At 55.6% G+C, this 17,619-nt stretch carries 18 protein-coding genes and 1 other RNA gene; 10 read left to right on the top strand and 9 right to left on the bottom strand.

What is annotated here, in order from left to right; genetic code table 11:
• The first annotated feature begins 94 nt into the window (after window positions 1-94).
• The 7 genes from LA04_RS18970 to LA04_RS18940 all read left to right on the top strand — a co-directional run bounded on the left by LA04_RS18970 (window position 95) and on the right by LA04_RS18940 (window position 3,667).
• Window positions 95-463, top strand: a complete 369-nt coding sequence (locus LA04_RS18970) for a DUF1090 domain-containing protein (RefSeq protein WP_047652751.1) — start codon at window positions 95-97, stop codon at window positions 461-463.
• A gap of 31 nt (window positions 464-494) precedes the next feature.
• Window positions 495-800: a DUF883 family protein gene (locus tag LA04_RS18965; protein WP_008503141.1), complete on the top strand. Its 306-nt coding sequence runs from the start codon at window positions 495-497 to the stop codon at window positions 798-800.
• Window position 801: 1 nt separating this feature from the next.
• Complete coding sequence (locus LA04_RS18960; RefSeq protein ID WP_014885329.1) at window positions 802-1,200, top strand: phage holin family protein; 399 nt, start codon at window positions 802-804, stop codon at window positions 1,198-1,200.
• Entirely contained in the window at window positions 1,197-1,493 is a 297-nt protein-coding gene (locus tag LA04_RS18955) for a YqjK-like family protein (RefSeq protein WP_014885330.1), read from the top strand. Before LA04_RS18960 ends, LA04_RS18955 begins: the two co-directional genes overlap by 4 nt.
• Before the next feature lie 251 nt (window positions 1,494-1,744).
• On the top strand, window positions 1,745-2,137 hold the full coding sequence (locus tag LA04_RS18950) for a DoxX family protein (protein WP_023309292.1): 393 nt from the start codon (window positions 1,745-1,747) through the stop codon (window positions 2,135-2,137).
• A gap of 71 nt (window positions 2,138-2,208) precedes the next feature.
• Window positions 2,209-3,195 (top strand): glutathione S-transferase family protein, encoded by a 987-nt coding sequence (locus LA04_RS18945; RefSeq protein WP_047652750.1) that lies wholly within the window; start codon window positions 2,209-2,211, stop codon window positions 3,193-3,195.
• Window positions 3,196-3,301: 106 nt separating this feature from the next.
• On the top strand, window positions 3,302-3,667 hold the full coding sequence (locus LA04_RS18940) for a DUF805 domain-containing protein (RefSeq protein ID WP_023615581.1): 366 nt from the start codon (window positions 3,302-3,304) through the stop codon (window positions 3,665-3,667).
• A 41-nt stretch (window positions 3,668-3,708) separates the two neighbouring features.
• Here the strand turns inward: LA04_RS18940 and yhaJ are convergent, their stop codons facing one another.
• A complete protein-coding gene (gene yhaJ / locus LA04_RS18935) occupies window positions 3,709-4,611 on the bottom strand; it encodes a DNA-binding transcriptional regulator YhaJ (protein ID WP_008503135.1) in 903 nt (300 codons plus the stop codon).
• Window positions 4,612-4,715: 104 nt separating this feature from the next.
• On the opposite strand from yhaJ, the gene LA04_RS18930 reads away from it, so the two are divergent.
• Window positions 4,716-5,417 (top strand): pirin family protein, encoded by a 702-nt coding sequence (locus LA04_RS18930; RefSeq protein ID WP_023309295.1) that lies wholly within the window; start codon window positions 4,716-4,718, stop codon window positions 5,415-5,417.
• A 293-nt stretch (window positions 5,418-5,710) separates the two neighbouring features.
• Here the strand turns inward: LA04_RS18930 and pflB are convergent, their stop codons facing one another.
• The 8 genes from pflB to garL form a co-directional block, all read right to left on the bottom strand.
• The gene (gene pflB, locus LA04_RS18925) at window positions 5,711-8,005 is read right to left on the bottom strand and encodes a formate C-acetyltransferase (RefSeq protein ID WP_047652749.1); all 2,295 of its coding nucleotides are present in this window, start codon (window positions 8,003-8,005) and stop codon (window positions 5,711-5,713) included.
• Between the two features lie 15 nt (window positions 8,006-8,020).
• On the bottom strand, window positions 8,021-9,229 hold the full coding sequence (gene tdcD, locus LA04_RS18920; RefSeq protein WP_047652799.1) for a propionate kinase: 1,209 nt from the start codon (window positions 9,227-9,229) through the stop codon (window positions 8,021-8,023).
• A gap of 30 nt (window positions 9,230-9,259) precedes the next feature.
• Window positions 9,260-10,591, bottom strand: coding sequence for a threonine/serine transporter TdcC (tdcC, locus tag LA04_RS18915; protein WP_023333551.1), 1,332 nt, complete (start codon window positions 10,589-10,591; stop codon window positions 9,260-9,262).
• 9 nt (window positions 10,592-10,600) lie between these two features.
• Entirely contained in the window at window positions 10,601-11,590 is a 990-nt protein-coding gene (tdcB, locus tag LA04_RS18910; RefSeq protein WP_032640996.1) for a bifunctional threonine ammonia-lyase/L-serine ammonia-lyase TdcB, read from the bottom strand.
• Window positions 11,591-11,690: 100 nt separating this feature from the next.
• On the bottom strand, window positions 11,691-12,611 hold the full coding sequence (gene tdcA, locus LA04_RS18905; protein WP_047652748.1) for a transcriptional regulator TdcA: 921 nt from the start codon (window positions 12,609-12,611) through the stop codon (window positions 11,691-11,693).
• A 676-nt stretch (window positions 12,612-13,287) separates the two neighbouring features.
• Window positions 13,288-13,664: RNase P RNA component class A (gene rnpB / locus LA04_RS23150), an RNA gene on the bottom strand.
• Window positions 13,665-13,723: 59 nt separating this feature from the next.
• Window positions 13,724-14,614: a 2-hydroxy-3-oxopropionate reductase gene (garR, locus tag LA04_RS18900; protein WP_047652747.1), complete on the bottom strand. Its 891-nt coding sequence runs from the start codon at window positions 14,612-14,614 to the stop codon at window positions 13,724-13,726.
• Between the two features lie 21 nt (window positions 14,615-14,635).
• A complete protein-coding gene (garL, locus tag LA04_RS18895) occupies window positions 14,636-15,406 on the bottom strand; it encodes a 2-dehydro-3-deoxyglucarate aldolase (protein WP_023309303.1) in 771 nt (256 codons plus the stop codon).
• Window positions 15,407-15,780: 374 nt separating this feature from the next.
• On the opposite strand from garL, the gene garD reads away from it, so the two are divergent.
• Entirely contained in the window at window positions 15,781-17,352 is a 1,572-nt protein-coding gene (gene garD, locus LA04_RS18890; protein ID WP_047652746.1) for a galactarate dehydratase, read from the top strand.
• 109 nt (window positions 17,353-17,461) lie between these two features.
• A partial coding sequence (locus tag LA04_RS23860) for a helix-turn-helix domain-containing protein (RefSeq protein WP_442854765.1) occupies window positions 17,462-17,619 on the top strand: 158 nt, incomplete at its 3' end.

Here is a 17,619-nt window from a genome sequence, read left to right as displayed (position 1 = left end):
ACTTACTATGCTTAAGTACGTGGAGCACCCCTCAATGTACTCCGCATAACTTTGGATAGCGGCTTATGCCGCCACACAATGGAAGGTTTCGATAATGAAATTCCGCATGACTCTGGCTCTGGCCCTTTTTTCTTTAAGCACAGCATCCTTCGCAAACTCTCTCTGTCATGAGAAAGAACAGGATATTCAGCGTGAGATCGGTTATGCCGAAAAGCATAACAATCAGCACCGTGTTGATGGTCTTAAAAAAGCGCTTAGCGAAGTGAAAGCGAACTGTTCAGACAGCAAGCTTCGTGCCGACCACCAGAAAAAAATCGCTGAACAGAAGGACGAGATAGCCGAGCGCCGTCGCGACCTGCAGGAAGCGAAAGAGAAAGGGGATGCGGAAAAAATTGCCAAGCGCGAGAAGAAGTTGAAAGAAGCGCAGGATGACCTGAAAGCGCTGGAAGCTCGCGATTATTGAGTTAACGGAAATCTCAACAGGAGAGAGAATCATGTCAAAAGATACGACGTCTGAACATCTGCGCGCTGAACTGAAATCCCTGGCCGATACCCTTGAAGAGGTGCTGAACTCCTCTGCTGACAAGTCAAAAGAAGAGGTCAGCAAGCTGCGCAGCAAGGCGGAGCAGGCGCTGAAAGAGAGCCGCTATCGCCTGGGTGAAACCGGTGATGCGCTGGCGAAACAGACCCGCGAAGCGGCTGCCCGCGCGGACGAATATGTGCGTGATAATCCATGGACGGGTGTAGGGATTGGTGCCGCAGTGGGTGTGGTACTGGGTGTCCTTCTGACGCGTCGCTGATATGGAAGATCCTCGTCACGCACAAGGGCCTGCTAACAACGTCCTCGGCATCGGCCAGCGTATTTTAACGACGCTGGTCGGGATTGCCGAAACGCGCGTCCGGCTGGCAGTGGTCGAGCTGGAAGAGGAGAAAGCGAACCTCTTCCAGATGCTGCTGATGCTCGGACTGACCATGCTCTTCGCCGCGTTTGGTCTCATGAGCCTGATGGTGTTAATCATCTGGGCCATTGACCCGCAGTATCGTCTTAACGCGATGATTGCCACCACCGTCGTTCTGCTGGTCGCAGCGTTGATAGGCGGTATTTGGACGCTGCGTAAAGCGCGCAAGTCCACTTTCCTGCGCCATACGCGTCAGGAGCTGGCGAACGATCGCGCTCTGCTGGAGGATGACAAGCCGTGAGCGATAAAGCGGAACGTCAGAAGCGAAAAGCGTACCTGTTAAGTCAGATCCAGCAGCAACGGCTGGATCTGTCTGCCAGCCGCCGCGACTGGATTGACGCGACGCGACGGTTTGACCGCGGCTGGAACACCTTCCTGAGCCTGCGCTCATGGGCGCTGGTCGGCAGCAGCGTGATGGCTATCTGGACGGTTCGTCATCCAAATATGCTCATCCGCTGGGCACGTCGCGGATTCGGCGCCTGGAGCGCCTGGCGTCTGGTGAAAGCCACGTTGCGACAGCAGCAGCTGCGGTGATAAAAGCAAAACGGTAACTCAGGTTACCGTTTTTTGTTTTTGCGCCCTCTCCCCGTGGGAAAGGGTTGGGTGAGGGCACCAGCGCGCACGCCCTTTACTCAATATCTTTGAAGAAGATTGACAGTTTTCCTTGCTAACAATTACCACCCGCCCCGTTTATTATCCTCTCCATCGACAGCAACGCCGCGGTATCTACCCGGAATTGCAGACAAATAACGTTCAGCCGCTCATGTGGTTTCCTGGAGAGTAAAATGAAAAAATTAGAAGATGTTGGTGTACTGGTAGCGCGTATTCTGATGCCAATTCTGTTCATCGTGGCAGGTTGGGGAAAAATCACCGGTTATGCGGGTACCCAGCAGTATATGGAAGCCATGGGCGTTCCGGGGTTCCTGCTGCCGCTGACCATTCTTCTTGAGTTCGGCGGCGGCCTGGCGGTACTGTTCGGCTTCCTGACCCGTACCACCGCACTGTTTACCGCAGGCTTCACCGTGCTGACAGCGTTCATCTTCCACAGCAACTTTGCGGAAGGCGTGAACTCTCTGATGTTCATGAAAAACCTGACCATCGCGGGTGGCTTCCTGCTGCTGGCCGTCACTGGCCCGGGCGCATACAGCATCGACCGCGTTCTGAATAAGAAATGGTAAGCACGCTATACTAAATGAACACAAAGCGAGGAGACATCTCCTCGCTTTTGCTATCTGACGGAGGAGAAAAAATGGGACAACTCGTAGACGGCGTATGGCAGGATGTCTGGTATGACACCAAATCCACCGGAGGTCGCTTCAAGCGCTCAGTTTCGGCCTTCCGTAACTGGCTGACCGCCGACGGTGCGCCGGGCCCGAGCGGCGAAGGCGGCTTCGCGGCTGAGAAAGACCGTTATCATCTTTATGTTTCGCTTGCCTGCCCGTGGGCACACCGCACGCTGATTGTGCGCAAGCTTAAAGGTCTCGAATCCTTAATTCCGGTTTCGGTCGTGAACCCGCTGATGCTGGAAAACGGCTGGACGTTTGACAGTGATTTCCCCGCGGCGACCGGCGACGATCTTTACCACCACGATTTCCTTTACCAGCTCTATCTGCGCGCCGATCCTCACTACACCGGGCGCGTTACCGTGCCGGTGCTGTGGGACAAGAAAAACCAGACGATTGTCAGCAATGAGTCTGCGGAAATCATCCGCATGTTCAATACCGCCTTTGACGCGCACGGCGCCCGCGCCGGAGATTACTATCCGGTTGAGCTGCGTGAGAAAATTGACGAGCTGAACAGCTGGATTTACGACAACGTCAACAACGGCGTCTACAAGGCCGGTTTCGCCACCAGCCAGGAAGCGTATGACGAAGCGGTCGGAAAGGTGTTTGAATCGCTTGAGCGTCTCGAGCAGATCCTGGGCCAGCATCGCTACCTGACGGGCGATCGCCTGACGGAAGCGGATATTCGCCTGTGGACCACGCTGGTTCGCTTCGATCCGGTCTATGTCACCCACTTTAAGTGCGACAAGCACCGCATCAGCGATTACCTGAACCTGCACGGTTTCCTGCGCGACATCTATCAGATGCAAGGGATCGCCGAAACGGTCGACTTCGACCATATTCGCACCCACTATTTCCGCAGCCACAAAACCATCAACCCAACGGGCATTATCTCCATTGGGCCGTGGCAGGATCTGGATGAACCTCACGGGCGCGACGTCCGATTTGGCTAAATATTAAGGGCATCACCAGATGCCCTTTTTTAATTCACAATCTCCATCTATCCTTACCTCGATCGCTTAGAAAACAAGTGATTGACTGACTAATGAGGCAAGGAAAATGGACTGGTATTTAAAAGTACTGCGTAACTACATTGGATTTGGTGGCCGCGCCCGCCGCAAAGAGTACTGGATGTTCGTTCTGGTGAACTTCGTCCTGATTATGGTGCTGGGCATCGTGGATAAAATTCTCGGCTGGGAGCGGGCTGGCGGTGAAGGCGTACTGACCACCATCTATGGCCTGTTAGTCCTGCTGCCATCGTGGGCGGTACTGTTCCGTCGGCTGCACGATACCGATCGTTCGGCGTGGTGGTTGCTACTTCTGCTGATCCCGATTGTGGGCTGGATCGTGATTTTGATCTTCAACTGCCAGAGCGGGACGCCGGGCGAAAACCGCTTTGGTCCCGATCCTAAGATCGGCGCGTAAATTACTGCCCGGTGGCGCTTACGCTTACCGGGCCTGTACGCTTATTTGTTGTGGTGCGCAAAGAGCTTTGGAATTTCTCGCAGGCACCACGATTTGGCTTCGCCCATGCTGTCGCGACGCCACGCCATAATGATATCCACTTCGCTGGTGTACTCCGGGCTCACGACCCGCAGTCGCCCTTCCGCAATATCTTTTTCCACAAACGGGTACGGCATTGTCGCCACGCCCAGACCGGCCAGCAGCGCCTGCCTTTTGTCTTCCAGCGAGGTCACCGTCAGACGAGGCTGCTTATCCAGAAGCTGCACCGTCAGCACCGGACGCTCGCGCGCGGTATCCGCGACCGCCACGCCGCGATACTTCACGCGCGTCACTTCAGAGAGCGGCTCCGGCTCCTGATGAATCGGGTGGTTGGGTGCGGCAACGTAAACGTTCATCACGCTGTAGAGCTTGCGCGAGTTGATTTCCGACGATGAGCGGAAGTGCATGTCCGGGGCGATGACAATATCCGCCCTGCCCGTCTCCAGACGTTCCCACGCGCCTGCCAGCACCTCGGTGATGATGGACAGCTGCGTATTAGCCTTCGCCGCCAGGCGGTCCACCAGCGGGAACAGCGCTTCAGTCGGCACCAGCGCTTCGGTAACTAACGTCAGATGGGTTTCCCAGCCGCGCGCCAGCGCTTCGGCGTCTGTCGTCAGCTTGTCCGCCGCTTCCAGCAGCACGCGGCCGCGCTCCAGCAGCATTCGCCCCACGTTGGTGAATTTTGTTCGATGACCGGAGCGGTCAAACAGCACCACGTCCAGCTCTTCCTCCAGCTTCTGCATGGTGTAGCTTAGCGCAGACGGAACGCGCCCCAGCTCATCTGCCGCCGCCGCAAAACTGCCGCGCCGGTCAATCGCGTCCATGACGCGAAGCGCCTCAAGCGTCAATGCTCTCTCTTTAGCCATCTCGTTCTCATTCAGGAAATTTGAACATACCGGGCAGAATATCTGGCTAACAATGCAGCGTCCATACCTTTACCATTGTTTTAGTGTAAAGAGAGGTCAAGTTTATGATTACGACAAGAACAGCTAAACAGTGCGGACAAGCCGATTTCGGTTGGCTGCAGGCCCGCTACACCTTTTCCTTTGGACACTACTTTGACCCTAAACTCCTCGGTTACGCTTCATTGCGCGTGTTGAATCAGGAAGTGCTCGCCCCGGGCGCCTCCTTCCAGCCGCGTACGTACCCGAAAGTCGATATCCTGAACCTGATCCTGGAAGGCGAGGCAGAATACCGCGATAGCGAGGGCAATCATGTCCAGGCAAAGGCTGGCGAAGCGTTGTTAATTTCCACGCAGCCGGGCATCAGCTACAGCGAGCATAACCTCAGCAAAGATAAAACGCTGACCCGCATGCAGCTGTGGCTAGACGCCTGCCCCGAGCGGGAAAATCCGCTGGTACAGAAGTTAGATTTAACGGGCGATAAACAGCAGCTGATTGCATCGCCGGACGGCAGTAAAGGTAGCCTGCAGCTGCGCCAGCAGGTGTGGCTGCACCATATCGAACTGAAGAAAGGTGAACAGGCGAGCTTCCAGCTTCATGGTCCGCGCGCCTATTTGCAGTCTATTCACGGTACGGTGCATGCGGTGACGCACACGGAAGAGAAAGAAGCGCTCACCTGCGGCGACGGGGCGTTTATTCGTGATGAAGCGAACATCACCCTGGTGGCGGATACGCCGCTGCGCGCGCTGCTGATTGATTTACCGGTTTAGAGAATGCCCTCACCCTAACCCTCTCCCACCGGGAGAGGGAAACGATCGAGCCACGGCAGAATCATCCGGCGCCGTTCGCGACGTACGAAATCACGCTGCCAGCGAGGCGGCGACCAGCGCAATACGGGTCATTTTCATCATCTTACTGTCCTTACATGCTGTGATAGGGAAAAGCAGGCGTATTGTTTTTCAAGAGCGGATGAAGATGTGTGAGTAATTATATAAACAATTTTGTATGTTTAGCGGGCAAAAAAATGCCCCCTGCGTTGAGGGGGCATGAGACCTGAATGTCGTCAGATAGATTGCGTAAACGTCCTCGAAATCACATCCTGCTGCTGCTCACGCGTCAGCGCATTAAACCGCACCGCATAGCCCGAAACGCGGATGGTCAGGTTCGGGTAGTTCTCGGGATGCGCAATGGCATCGAGGAGCATCTCCCTGTTCATAACGTTAACGTTCAGATGCTGCCCGCCCTCAATGGACGCTTCGTGATGGAAGTACCCGTCCAGCAGCCCCACCAGGTTGGTTTTGCGCACCAGCTCGTCCTTGCCCAGCGCCTGCGGCACGATGGAGAAGGTGTAGGAGATCCCGTCTTTGGCATAGGTGAACGGCAGTTTGGCCACCGACGTTAGCGAGGCCACCGCCCCTTTTCTGTCGCGGCCGTGCATCGGGTTCGCGCCAGGCGCAAACGGCGTGCCGCCGCGGCGTCCGTCCGGCGTGTTCCCGGTCTTCTGACCGTACACCACGTTGGAGGTGATGGTCAGAATCGACTGGGTTGGCACCGCGTTGCGGTAGGTTGGCAGCGCCTGAATTTTCTTCATAAAGCGCTCCACCAGGTCGCAGGCGATGCTGTCCACTCGGTCGTCGTTGTTGCCGTACTGCGGATAGTCCCCTTCAATCACAAAATCGACCGCCAGACTGGTATGGTCGCGCACCGGCTTCACCGTAGCGTATTTAATGGCCGACAGGGAGTCCGCCGCTACCGACAGCCCGGCAATGCCGCAGGCCATGGTGCGATAGACGTCGCGGTCATGGAGCGCCATCAGCGAGGCTTCGTAGCTGTACTTATCATGCATGTAGTGAATGAGGTTCAGGGCGCTGATGTACTGCACCGCCAGCCAGTCCATAAAGTGGTCGAGGCTCGCCATCACGGTATTGTAATCCAGCACGTCGTCCAGCAGCGGCTCGGTTTTCGGGCCGACCTGAATCTTCAGCTTCTCGTCCACCCCGCCGTTGATCGCGTACAGCAGCGTTTTGGCGAGGTTGGCGCGCGCGCCAAAGAACTGCATCTGCTTGCCGATCACCATCGGGCTGACGCAGCAAGCAATGGCGTAGTCGTCGCTGTTGAAGTCCGCACGCATCAGATCGTCGTTCTCATACTGCAGCGAAGAGGTGACGCTCGAAACCTGCGCGGCGTATTTCTTGAACGCAATCGGCAGTTGTTCAGACCAGAGGATCGTCAGGTTCGGCTCCGGCGCAGGCCCCATGGTGTGCAGGGTATGCAGATAGCGGAAGCTATTTTTGGTCACCAGCGTGCGGCCGTCCAGCCCCATGCCGCCAATCACTTCCGTCGCCCAGATCGGATCGCCGGAGAAGAGCGTGTCGAACTCCGGCGTGCGCAGGAAGCGCACCATGCGGATCTTCATAATGAAGTGGTCGATCAGCTCCTGCGCCTGGATTTCATTCAGCCGCCCCGCCTGCATGTCGCGTTCAATGTAAATATCGAGGAACGAGGCCGTGCGCCCCAGCGACATTGCCCCGCCGTTCTGGGATTTCACCGCTGCCAGGTAGGCAAAATAGACCCACTGCACCGCTTCCTGAGCGCTCATCGCCGGACGCGAGATATCAAAGCCATAGCTGGCCGCCATCTGCTGGATCTGCAGCAGCGCGCGCTTGTGCTCCGCCAGCTCTTCGCGCAGGCGGATCGTCGCCTCCAGATCTTCACCGCGCTCCAGCCTGCCCTGCAGATCGGCAAACTGCAGTTCGCGCTCGCGCACCAGATAAGCGATCCCGTATAGCGCCACGCGGCGATAGTCGCCGATGATGCGTCCGCGCCCGTAGCCGTCCGGCAAGCCGGTCAGCACGCCGGATTTACGGCAGCGCATCATCTCCGGCGAATAGACGTCAAACACCCCCTGGTTGTGGGTTTTGCGCAGGTCGGTAAACAGGTATTCGAACTGCGGATCCATCTCCCGGCCATAGGCTTCAAACGAGCTGCGGATCATGTTGATCCCGCCATACGGGTGCAGCGCGCGCTTGAGCGGCTTATCGGTTTGCAGGCCGACGATCGTCTCCAGATCCTGGTCGATGTAGCCCGGCCCGTGGGCCGTAATGGTGGTGGCAATGTTGGTGTCAAAATCCACCGGGGCGTGGGTGGCATTCTCCTGGCGAATGCCGACCATTACCTTCTGCCACAGCGCCGTCGTTGCTGGCGTCGCCTGCGCGAGGAAAGCTTCATCGCCTTCATAAGGGGTGTAGTTATGCTGAATAAAATCGCGGACGTTGACGGCGTTTTTCCATTCTTCACCGCGAAACCCGGCCCATGCGTCGCTGTAGGGCGCGACGCCCGTATCGATAGTTACTTTCATATGTTTCTCGCTTTATCAGGCGTAAGCCGCGGCCGGGATAACCTTTCCAAGACGGAGGGCGTCCAGCGCGATCATTTTTTCTTCGTTGGTAGGGACAACCGCGCAGGCCACGCGGGACGACTCGGAGGAAATCACGCGCTCACCCGCGCTGCCCGGCAGGTCATTTTTGGCGTCGTCGAGAACGATGCCGAAGACTTTCAGATGGTCCGCCACCAGCGCGCGGACAAGCTTCGAGTTTTCGCCAATGCCGCCGGTAAAGACCACCCCATCCAGGCGGTGCAGCGACGCCGCGTGACCGGCGATATGTCGCGCAATGCGGTGCACGAAGGTGTGTATTGCCAGCTGTGCCCGCTCGTTGCCTTCGTGCCAGGCTTTCTCCAGCGTACGTAAATCGGAGGAGATGCCGGAGATCCCAAGCAACCCGGACTCTTTATTGACCACGCGCTCCAGATCCTCGAACGACTGCCCGGTCTGCTGGGCAATCCACGCCATCGCGCCGAAGTCCACGTCGCCGCAGCGCGTCCCCATTACCAGCCCTTCCAGCGGCGTCATCCCCATCGAGGTGTCGACGCTTTCGCCGTTGCGCACCGCGCAGATGGACGCCCCGTTGCCGAGATGGGCAATCACCAGGCCGCTGTCGTCGGGGGACAGCCCGAGGAGCGTATGCGCCTGCGCGGCCACGTAGCGGTGAGAGGTCCCGTGGAAGCCGTAGCGGCGCACGCCCAGCTCTTCAAAATAGCGGTAGGGCAATCCGTACAGATACGCCTTCGGCGGCAGCGTCTGGTGGAAGCTGGTATCAAATACCGCGACCTGCTGCACGCCCGGGAACAGGCGCTCTGCCGCTTCCACGCCGCTCAGGTTGGCGTAGTTATGCAGCGGTGCCAGCGGGGAGACCTGGCGGATCTGCGCGATCGCCTCTTCCGTGATCAGGGTCGACTCGCTGAAGAGATTTCCCCCGTGCGCAATGCGGTGGCCAATTAAGGCCACGCTGCTCATCAGGTTACGCTTCTCCAGCTCCAGGGCGATGGCAGCCAGCGCCCCTTCGTAGTCCTGGTGAGCCATTCTGGCTGGCTCACCCCCGTTCACGGAAATAAAGGCTTTTTCAGTGTTGATGCCGTCTGCAATGCCCGTGATCAGGGCATCGCAGCTGCTAGCGTCGAGCACCGAAAACTTAACAGAGGACGATCCGCAGTTAATAACCAGTACAACCGGAAACTCAATCATCATGTGACTCCGCTCTTCCTGAGCAATGGGTTAGAACAGTTTGTAAACGATATTCAGAATGGTCAGCAGCCCGACCGCGGTAACGAAGATGTTCTCGGTGCGCCCTTTGTATTTCGCCAGCGCCGGTGCTTTGCGGATGGCATACATCGGCAGCAGGCACAGCAGAGAGGCGATGATTGGTGCGCCCATGGCTTCAATAAGGTCCAGAATGTTCGGGTTGGCGTAGGCCACAACCCAGGTGGAGCCCATGATGAACACCATGCTGATGGTGTTCAGTTTGCCAACGGAGACTTTCTTCTTATCGCCCTTGTAGCCGAACTTGAGGATCAGGCCGTTCAGCCCTTCCAGCGTGCCCAGGTAGTGACCGAAGAAGGATTTGAAGATAGCCACCAGCGCGATGATGGAGGCACCGTATTCCAGTACCGTCGCGAACGTCGACTTGGTGCCGGACATTGACGCAAAGTGGTTCGCAAGGTAAGAGAGCACCGGAATGTTCTGCGCCTTGGCGTCCGCCATGTTCTGCGGAGAGAGCGTAAACAGGCAGCTAAAGGCGAAGAACATCACCACGGCCACCATTAGCAGGCTGGCGCGACCGATGATTTTGGAACATTTCTGCTCGGTGAATTCTTTACCGAACTCAGGCTCGTACTCTTCGCGCTTGGAGACCACAAACGAGGAGACGATAGGCGAGAAGTTGAAGGAGAAGACCATGATGGAGATACCCAGCCACACCGTGACCAGAATGCCGTCATGACCGGTGAAGGCGATATCGCTCAGGTTGACCTGGTCAATCACCGCCGAGTTCCAGTAAGGGATCAGCGACAGGGAAATCAGCACCAGGCTGGCGATAAACGGGAACACCAGGAAGCTCATGACCTTCACCATCAGGTCTTTACCAAACCAGATAACAAAGGCCATCAGCAATAGCAGGAACAGCGCCACCACGCCGCGGTTCAGCGCAGGCAGCTGGAGCTGGTTTTCCCAGAAGGTCATAAAGGTGTTGGTAATGGTGACGCCGTAAATCCACAGCAGCGGGCAAATGGCGAAGAAGTAGAGGAAGGTGATCACCACTCCACCGGTTTTGCCAAAATGCTCTTCCACCGTTTCAGTGATGTTGCCGGAGACGTTGCTGCCGGAGAGGCACAAACGCGCCAGCGCGCGGTGGCAGTAAAACGCAATCGGGAACGCGAGAACCAGCATCAGCAGGATAGGGATCAATCCACCAAAGCCTGCGCGGATGGGGAAGAACAGCACGCCTGCGCCAATGGCGGTACCAAACAGGCCGAGCGTCCATGTGGTATCAGACTTACGCCAGGAGGACGTCTTTGTCTGGCCAACGATAATGCTTTCTGTGTTGCTCATAGGTCACCTTTATGCGTCAACGAAGCCGGTAATTTGGGAAACACGGGAGAGATCGATATTGCCGCCGGAAATAATGCAGACGGTTTTACGACCCTGAATATAGTGGTCAAGCTTGCCGCTTAATAACGCGGCACAGGCCAGCGCGCCGGCACCTTCCGTCACCACTTTATTTCGCTGAATAAGCGCGATCATGCTGTCGCGAATGTTGTCTTCGCTGACCAGCACAATGTCATCAACCAGCTCGCGAACAATTTCGAACGGTAAATTACCGGGACGAGAAACATCACAGCCGTCGGCCAGCGTGCCGGTAACGCGATGGCTCATTATTTCTCCGGCCTGATACGATGCCGCCATGCCGTGAACATTTTCTGACTGCACGCCGATGATATTAATGGTGGGGTTGATGGATTTAATTGCCGTCGCAATCCCGGCAATTAAACCGCCGCCGCCGATAGGCACAATAACGTTATCCACGTCGTATAAATCTTCGAGAATTTCCAGACCGATGGTGCCCTGCCCGGCGATCACTTTGGCATCGTCGTACGGCGGAATAAAAATACGCCCTTCCATCTCGACGATTTCGCTGACTTTGGCGATGGTGTCGTTAAAATTCTCGCCGTGCAGCACCACTTCGGCAGAGTAGTCGCGGGTGGCGGCAACCTTAGACTTCGGCGCGCCCATCGGCATCACCACTTTACCGTCAATGCCAAGCATCGCGCAGGAGAGGGACACACCCTGCGCGTGGTTCCCCGCGGAGCAGGCGACAACGCCTTTGCGTTTTTCAGCGTCGGTCAGCGAGCTTAATTTGTTAAACGCGCCGCGGATCTTAAACGAGCCGGTACGTTGCATATTCTCGAACTTCAGGAATATTTCGCCCTTACAGCGTTCGCTGAGATAATTCGAGCGAGGCATACCGGTTTTATATATTTTTCCTGCCAGTCGTTTTCTGGCGTCCTGAATATCTTCAATCGTTACCGGGAGATCGTAGGTAATATGCATAATATCCTCGTTATAATAATTCATTCTTTTCAGGCAAAGTCAGGGTATCAGAGCGTTACAGAGATAAGCTCTGGGTGTTTTTAAAATGATTACTCATTATTCATCGTCGTCTTTCGATATTCATCGACGAATACTGTTTTGCCAGCTCAACTAATACTGACGCCGATTTTTTAATCCTGTAATTTTTTGACCACACGGCGGCATAACGCGCCACGGGTAATTTATCTTCCACGGGCAGCACAATAAACTGGTCAGAACCGAACGGGGCAATCATGTCGCGGGGAATGACCGTCAGATAATCGGCATTCAGGACAAGGTTATAAATGGTGACGACGGAATCGGTCTGGACGATGTTTTCGATGCTGATGTGGTTGTCTTGCAGAGTAGTCAGAAGTTCTTTGTAGTAGCCCATATCGGTTTGCGGCATTACCCACTGCTCGTGCGTGAGCGATGCCAGTGTCGTCGGGCCGGTGCACGTTCGCGTTTTGCTGGCGACCAGCACAAACTCGGACTCAAACAGCGGTTCGACGTGCAGATCCTGCAGCAGCATTTCATCGCTCAGCGTGCCGATAGCGAAATCCAGACGACCGTCGCGAATGGCCGGAAGGAAAGAGGAGAGCTGGGCTTCATACATCGAGACGCGTGCTTTCGGGAACACTTCCTTGAATTTTTTGATCATTTCAGACAGGAAGGTAAAGCCGATCAGCGACGGGTAGCCAAAGGAGACGTCCATAACGGTGCTGAAACTCAGGCTGTTAATCTCACTCACCATATTTTTCATTTCGCGGGTGATCGACTCTGAGTACGAGAGCAGAACCTGGCCCGCGGCAGTGAGTTTTACGCCGGTGTTTTTACGCACCATCACTTCCACGCCGAAGTAGGACTCAATATCGCTGATGATTTTGCTGACGGCGGGTTGCGTCAGGCCAAGCTGTCTTGCTGCAGAACCTATGGAGCCACTTTTAATGACTTCCTGAAATACCACGAGGTGCTGTGTTTTCGGTAGAATAATAGTGTTCATAATATTCTGCGCTTATTTCCCTATGACGGAGCGGATTCTACCTAATAGTGTTTAAGGGGGTATGTGCTGTCACTCACAATTTGCTTTTCCGCACGCTTCACTGGAACAACAACAACCTAAAAAAACCTTTATTATCAATAAAATGAATAATTTCAGCCACACCATTACGCTGATATCGATCAATAAAATCAGTGGCAATAAATTTATTTTATGGCGATAACCTTGATAAATTTTTCTGCGTTAAAAAAATCAATAAAGACGATCTTTCAGGCAATTAAAGACCAATAAATAACCGCTATTGGTTTGAAACATTCTTTCATTTTATTAAATTTTTCCGATGCGAATTTTCAGGTTTGTGGAAAAGAGTGGAATGCGTCACATATTCACGGGGGAAATGTATTTGATTTCAATATATGCATATCAAACGAGAAAACATTCGCGATCATAAAAGCAACAAACATAACAAATTATCAATACTAAAAATCGTGTGTTTTTTAGCGTGAAATTTTGTGATGACGATCGTCTATAGATGCAGAAGCGATACTGAAGGGATAAAAACAGTGAAATGTGCTTAATGTCGCAAATATGAGAATTGATGTCGTTTGTCAGGCGCTGCGCTTACCCATCCAGCATCACCCGGAAAGCAAAAACCCCGCCGAGGCGGGGTTTTTTAAGAAGTTGAAGCTGACCGATAAGCCGGGTTCTGTCGTGGACAGTCATTCATCTAGGCCAGCAATCGCTCACTGGCTCAAGCAGCCTACCCGGGTTCAGTACGGGCCGTACCATGTGAACCCCTATTTGGCCTTGCTCCGGGTGGAGTTTACCGTGCCACGGACTGTTACCAGCCGCGCGGTGCGCTCTTACCGCACCCTTTCACCCTTACCTGATCCCGCTTGCGCGGGCCATCGGCGGTTTGCTCTCTGTTGCACTGGTCGTGGGTTTCCCCCCCAGGCGTTACCTGGCACCCTGCCCTATGGAGCCCGGACTTTCCTCCCCTTCGCCCGTCTCCCCCGAAAGGGACGACGACGAAGCGGCGACTGTCTGGTCAGCTTCGGCGCGCAGTATAGAGGGTTTGCGCGCCGCTGTCACCCTCAGGTGTGGGCAAGGCGTGATTAACGCGCCACTTCCACCTTCGCCAGTTTTTCGTAGTAGCACGCAATCGCGCTGTGGTCGGCCGTGCCCAGGCCATCGGCACGCAGCGCCTGCATCATCTCCATGACCGCCGCGGTCAGCGGCAGCTGTGCGCCTACGCCGTGAGAGGTATCCAGCGCGTTCGCCAGATCTTTGATATGCAGGTCGATGCGGAAACCGGGTTTGAAATTACGATCCATGACCATCGGCGCTTTGGCATCCAGCACGGTACTGCCCGCCAGACCGCCGCGAATGGCCTGATAGACCAGATCCGGATTGACGCCCGCTTTGGTTGCCAGCGTCATCGCTTCGGACATGGCGGCAATGTTCAGCGCCACAATCACCTGGTTGGCCAGCTTGGTCACGTTACCCGCCCCGATGTCCCCGGTATGCACCACGGAGCCCGCCATTGCTTTCATCAGATCGTAAAATCTATCGAAAACGGCTTTATCACCGCCGACCATCACCGACAGCGTGCCGTCGATCGCTTTCGGCTCACCGCCGCTGACCGGCGCATCCAGCATATCGACGCCTTTCGCTTTTAACGCCTCGCTGATTTCACGGCTTGCAAGCGGTGCGATAGAGCTCATATCGATCAGCACCAGACCCGGCTTCGCACCTTCGATAATGCCGTTCTCACCCAGCGCAACCTCTTTAACATGCGGTGAGTTTGGCAGCATGGTGATGATGACGTCGCACTGCTCGGCAATGGCCTTCGCGGTGGTGGCCGTTTCAGCGCCCGCCGCCATTACCTCTGCCACGGCCTGCGGATTGTGATCGGATACCACCAGCGAGTAACCCGCTTTGATGAGGTTCTTACTCATTGGTTTACCCATGATGCCCAGGCCAATAAAACCCACTTTCAGCGTCATAATCTGTTTCCTCAATGATGGTTATTTTTTAAAAGCGTCGGCTAATTTCTGCGTGGCCGAGCGGAATACGCCGAGGTCGCTGCCGACGGCAACAAACGTGGCTCCCCACTCCAGATAGCGACGGGCGTCAGCCTCAACCGGCGCCAGAATGCCGCACGGTTTGCCGTGTGCTTTAGCGCGGGCAAAGATGTGCTGGATCGCGCGCTGCACGTCAGGGTGGCCGGCGTTACCCAGGTGGCCAAAGGCGGCCGCCAGATCGCTTGGCCCGACGAAGATGCCGTCCACGCCGTTTGTGGCCGCAATCGCGTCAACGTTATCAACGCCCTGCTGGCTCTCGATCTGAACCAGAATGGTGATGTTGCTGTTGGACTGCGCGAAGTAGTCCGGCACGGTGCCAAACATATTGGCGCGATGCGAAACGGAAACGCCGCGGATCCCTTCTGGCGGATAGCGCGTTGAGGCTACGGCCAGGGCCGCTTGTTCTTCCGTCTCCACAAACGGGATCAGGAAGTTGTAGAAACCGATATCCAGCAGGCGCTTGATAATCACCGGCTCGTTAGTTGGCACGCGCACTACCGGGGCGCTGGGGCTGCCTTTCAGCGCCATCAGCTGCGGAATAAAGGTGCTGATATCGTTTGGCGCATGTTCGCCGTCCAGCACCAGCCAGTCGAACCCGGCCAGGCCCAGCACTTCGGTGCTGATTGGGTTTGCCAGCGCGGACCAGCAGCCAATCTGAATCTGGTGCGCCGCGAGGGCCGCTTTAAATTTATTCGGGAAGATATCGTTATTCATCGTATTTACCTTTTTAATTCCGCAGCCTATATCAGCATCATTTTATTTATCCAGACACCGCGCCAGCATTATATTTATTATTCTGACGTATTTTGGCGTTATAAATTCGTCATTCAGTATAAAACGCAACCCACGACCGCACATTGTTTTAATGCTCAAGCATTGCGTAACATTTCAATGAATTTTTTTGCATATGCACAAGGCGCTGGGCGCTAATGCACAGAATCAGGCATTCCTGGCTCGGGAGCGATCGAGATCACATTTTCATATCTCCTATGCTGACATGCTTTATTTCTGAAAGCCGCGTATTTATTTCTACAATTAGAAAATTGGCTGAATTTATTATCAGACACTTTGCTGGAGAATACTGAACAATGGCCGACATTGAAATTCGACAGGCATCGCCGACGGCGTTTTATATAAAAGTCCACGACACTGATAATGTGGCGATTATTGTCAACGACAATGGCTTAAAAGCGGGCACCCGCTTTCCGGACGGGCTGGAACTGATTGAGCATATTCCGCAGGGACATAAAGTCGCCCTGGTGGATATCCCTGCTAACAGCGAAATCGTACGTTACGGTGAAGTCATCGGCTATGCCGTTCGCTCTATACCGCAGGGGAGCTGGGTTGAGGAGTCGCTGGTGGCGCTGCCGGAAGCGCCGCCGCTGAACACGCTTCCGCTGGCGACCCGCGTGCCGGAACCGCTTCCTCCGCTGGAAGGCTATACCTTCGAAGGCTACCGAAATGTGGACGGCAGCGTCGGTACCAAGAATCTGCTTGGCATTACTACCAGCGTGCACTGCGTGGCGGGCGTAGTGGATTACGTGGTGAAAATCATCGAACGCGATCTGCTGCCGAAATACCCGAACGTCGACGGCGTGGTTGGCCTGAACCACCTCTACGGCTGCGGCGTGGCGATTAACGCACCCGCTGCGGTAGTGCCTATCCGTACCATCCACAATATTGCCCTCAACCCGAACTTTGGCGGCGAGGTGATGGTCATCGGTCTGGGGTGTGAAAAATTGCAGCCAGAGCGCCTGCTGCAGGGCACCGAAGATGTCAAAGCCATTCCGGCAGACGAGGCCAGCATCGTGCGCCTGCAGGACGAACGCCACGTGGGTTTCCGCTCAATGGTCGACGATATTCTGCAGGTGGCTGAACGCCATCTGGACAAGCTCAACAAGCGCCAGCGCGAAACCTGCCCGGCCTCTGATTTGGTAGTAGGCACCCAGTGCGGCGGCAGCGATGCTTTCTCCGGCGTGACGGCCAACCCGGCGGTGGGCTATGCGTCCGATCTGCTTGTGCGCTGCGGCGCCACGGTGATGTTCTCCGAGGTAACCGAAGTACGTGATGCCATCCATCTGCTCACACCACGCGCAGTTAATGAAGAGGTCGGCAAGCGCCTGCTTGAGGAAATGGCCTGGTACGATAGCTATCTCGATATGGGCAAAACCGACCGCAGCGCCAATCCCTCACCGGGGAACAAAAAAGGCGGCCTGGCAAACGTGGTGGAAAAAGCCCTTGGTTCGATTGCCAAATCCGGCCAGAGCGCAATTGTGGAAGTCCTCTCTCCGGGCCAGCGCCCGACGAAGCGCGGCCTAATCTACGCGGCAACGCCGGCCAGCGATTTCGTCTGCGGCACGCAGCAGGTGGCATCCGGCATTACGGTACAGGTCTTTACCACCGGGCGCGGCACGCCGTACGGCCTGATGGCGGTGCCTGTGATCAAGATGGCGACCCGCACCGAGCTGGCGAACCGCTGGTATGACTTAATGGATATCAACGCGGGCACCATCGCCACCGGAGAAGAAAGCATTGAGGACGTGGGCTGGAAGCTGTTCCACTTCATTCTGGATGTCGCCAGCGGGCGGAAGAAAACGTTCTCCGACCAGTGGGGACTGCATAATCAGCTGGCGGTGTTTAACCCGGCACCGGTGACGTGATTTCCCCTCACCCTGCCCTCTGTACGGTCCGGGGACATAGTGAACACTTGTTCGGGGACATGGTAGACACTTACAACTAAGGCATAAGAACCCGTTTATGGAGTCGCTTATGCCCTGGGATGCGAGAGATACCATGTCATTACGTACTGAGTTTGTTTTGTTCGCCTCGCAGGACGGGGCGAACATCCGTTACCTCTGCCGTCACTACGGCATTTCACCTGCCACCGGCTACAAGTGGCTTCAGCGCTGGGCTCAGGAAGGCCCGTC

This window comes from Enterobacter sp. UCD-UG_FMILLET (assembly GCF_000762975.1).
In the GTDB taxonomy this organism is placed as follows: domain Bacteria; phylum Pseudomonadota; class Gammaproteobacteria; order Enterobacterales; family Enterobacteriaceae; genus Enterobacter; species Enterobacter dykesii.
Note: the sequence above shows the minus strand (reverse complement) of the source record. Positions and strands in the feature narration are given on the sequence as shown.

Bases quoted from the DNA above. Each gene is read 5' to 3' on its own strand.
- LA04_RS18970 (WP_047652751.1), top strand. From the start codon at position 95: ATGAAATTCCGCATGACTCTGGCTCTGGCCCTTTTTTCTTTAAGCACA.
- LA04_RS18965 (WP_008503141.1), top strand. From the start codon at position 495: ATGTCAAAAGATACGACGTCTGAACATCTGCGCGCTGAACTGAAATCC.
- LA04_RS18960 (WP_014885329.1), top strand. From the start codon at position 802: ATGGAAGATCCTCGTCACGCACAAGGGCCTGCTAACAACGTCCTCGGC.
- LA04_RS18950 (WP_023309292.1), top strand. From the start codon at position 1,745: ATGAAAAAATTAGAAGATGTTGGTGTACTGGTAGCGCGTATTCTGATG.
- LA04_RS18945 (WP_047652750.1), top strand. From the start codon at position 2,209: ATGGGACAACTCGTAGACGGCGTATGGCAGGATGTCTGGTATGACACC.
- LA04_RS18940 (WP_023615581.1), top strand. From the start codon at position 3,302: ATGGACTGGTATTTAAAAGTACTGCGTAACTACATTGGATTTGGTGGC.
- yhaJ (WP_008503135.1), bottom strand. From the start codon at position 4,611: ATGGCTAAAGAGAGAGCATTGACGCTTGAGGCGCTTCGCGTCATGGAC.
- LA04_RS18930 (WP_023309295.1), top strand. From the start codon at position 4,716: ATGATTACGACAAGAACAGCTAAACAGTGCGGACAAGCCGATTTCGGT.
- pflB (WP_047652749.1), bottom strand. From the start codon at position 8,005: ATGAAAGTAACTATCGATACGGGCGTCGCGCCCTACAGCGACGCATGG.
- tdcD (WP_047652799.1), bottom strand. From the start codon at position 9,229: ATGATTGAGTTTCCGGTTGTACTGGTTATTAACTGCGGATCGTCCTCT.
- tdcC (WP_023333551.1), bottom strand. From the start codon at position 10,591: ATGAGCAACACAGAAAGCATTATCGTTGGCCAGACAAAGACGTCCTCC.
- tdcB (WP_032640996.1), bottom strand. From the start codon at position 11,590: ATGCATATTACCTACGATCTCCCGGTAACGATTGAAGATATTCAGGAC.
- tdcA (WP_047652748.1), bottom strand. From the start codon at position 12,611: ATGAACACTATTATTCTACCGAAAACACAGCACCTCGTGGTATTTCAG.
- garR (WP_047652747.1), bottom strand. From the start codon at position 14,614: ATGACGCTGAAAGTGGGTTTTATTGGCCTGGGCATCATGGGTAAACCA.
- garL (WP_023309303.1), bottom strand. From the start codon at position 15,406: ATGAATAACGATATCTTCCCGAATAAATTTAAAGCGGCCCTCGCGGCG.
- garD (WP_047652746.1), top strand. From the start codon at position 15,781: ATGGCCGACATTGAAATTCGACAGGCATCGCCGACGGCGTTTTATATA.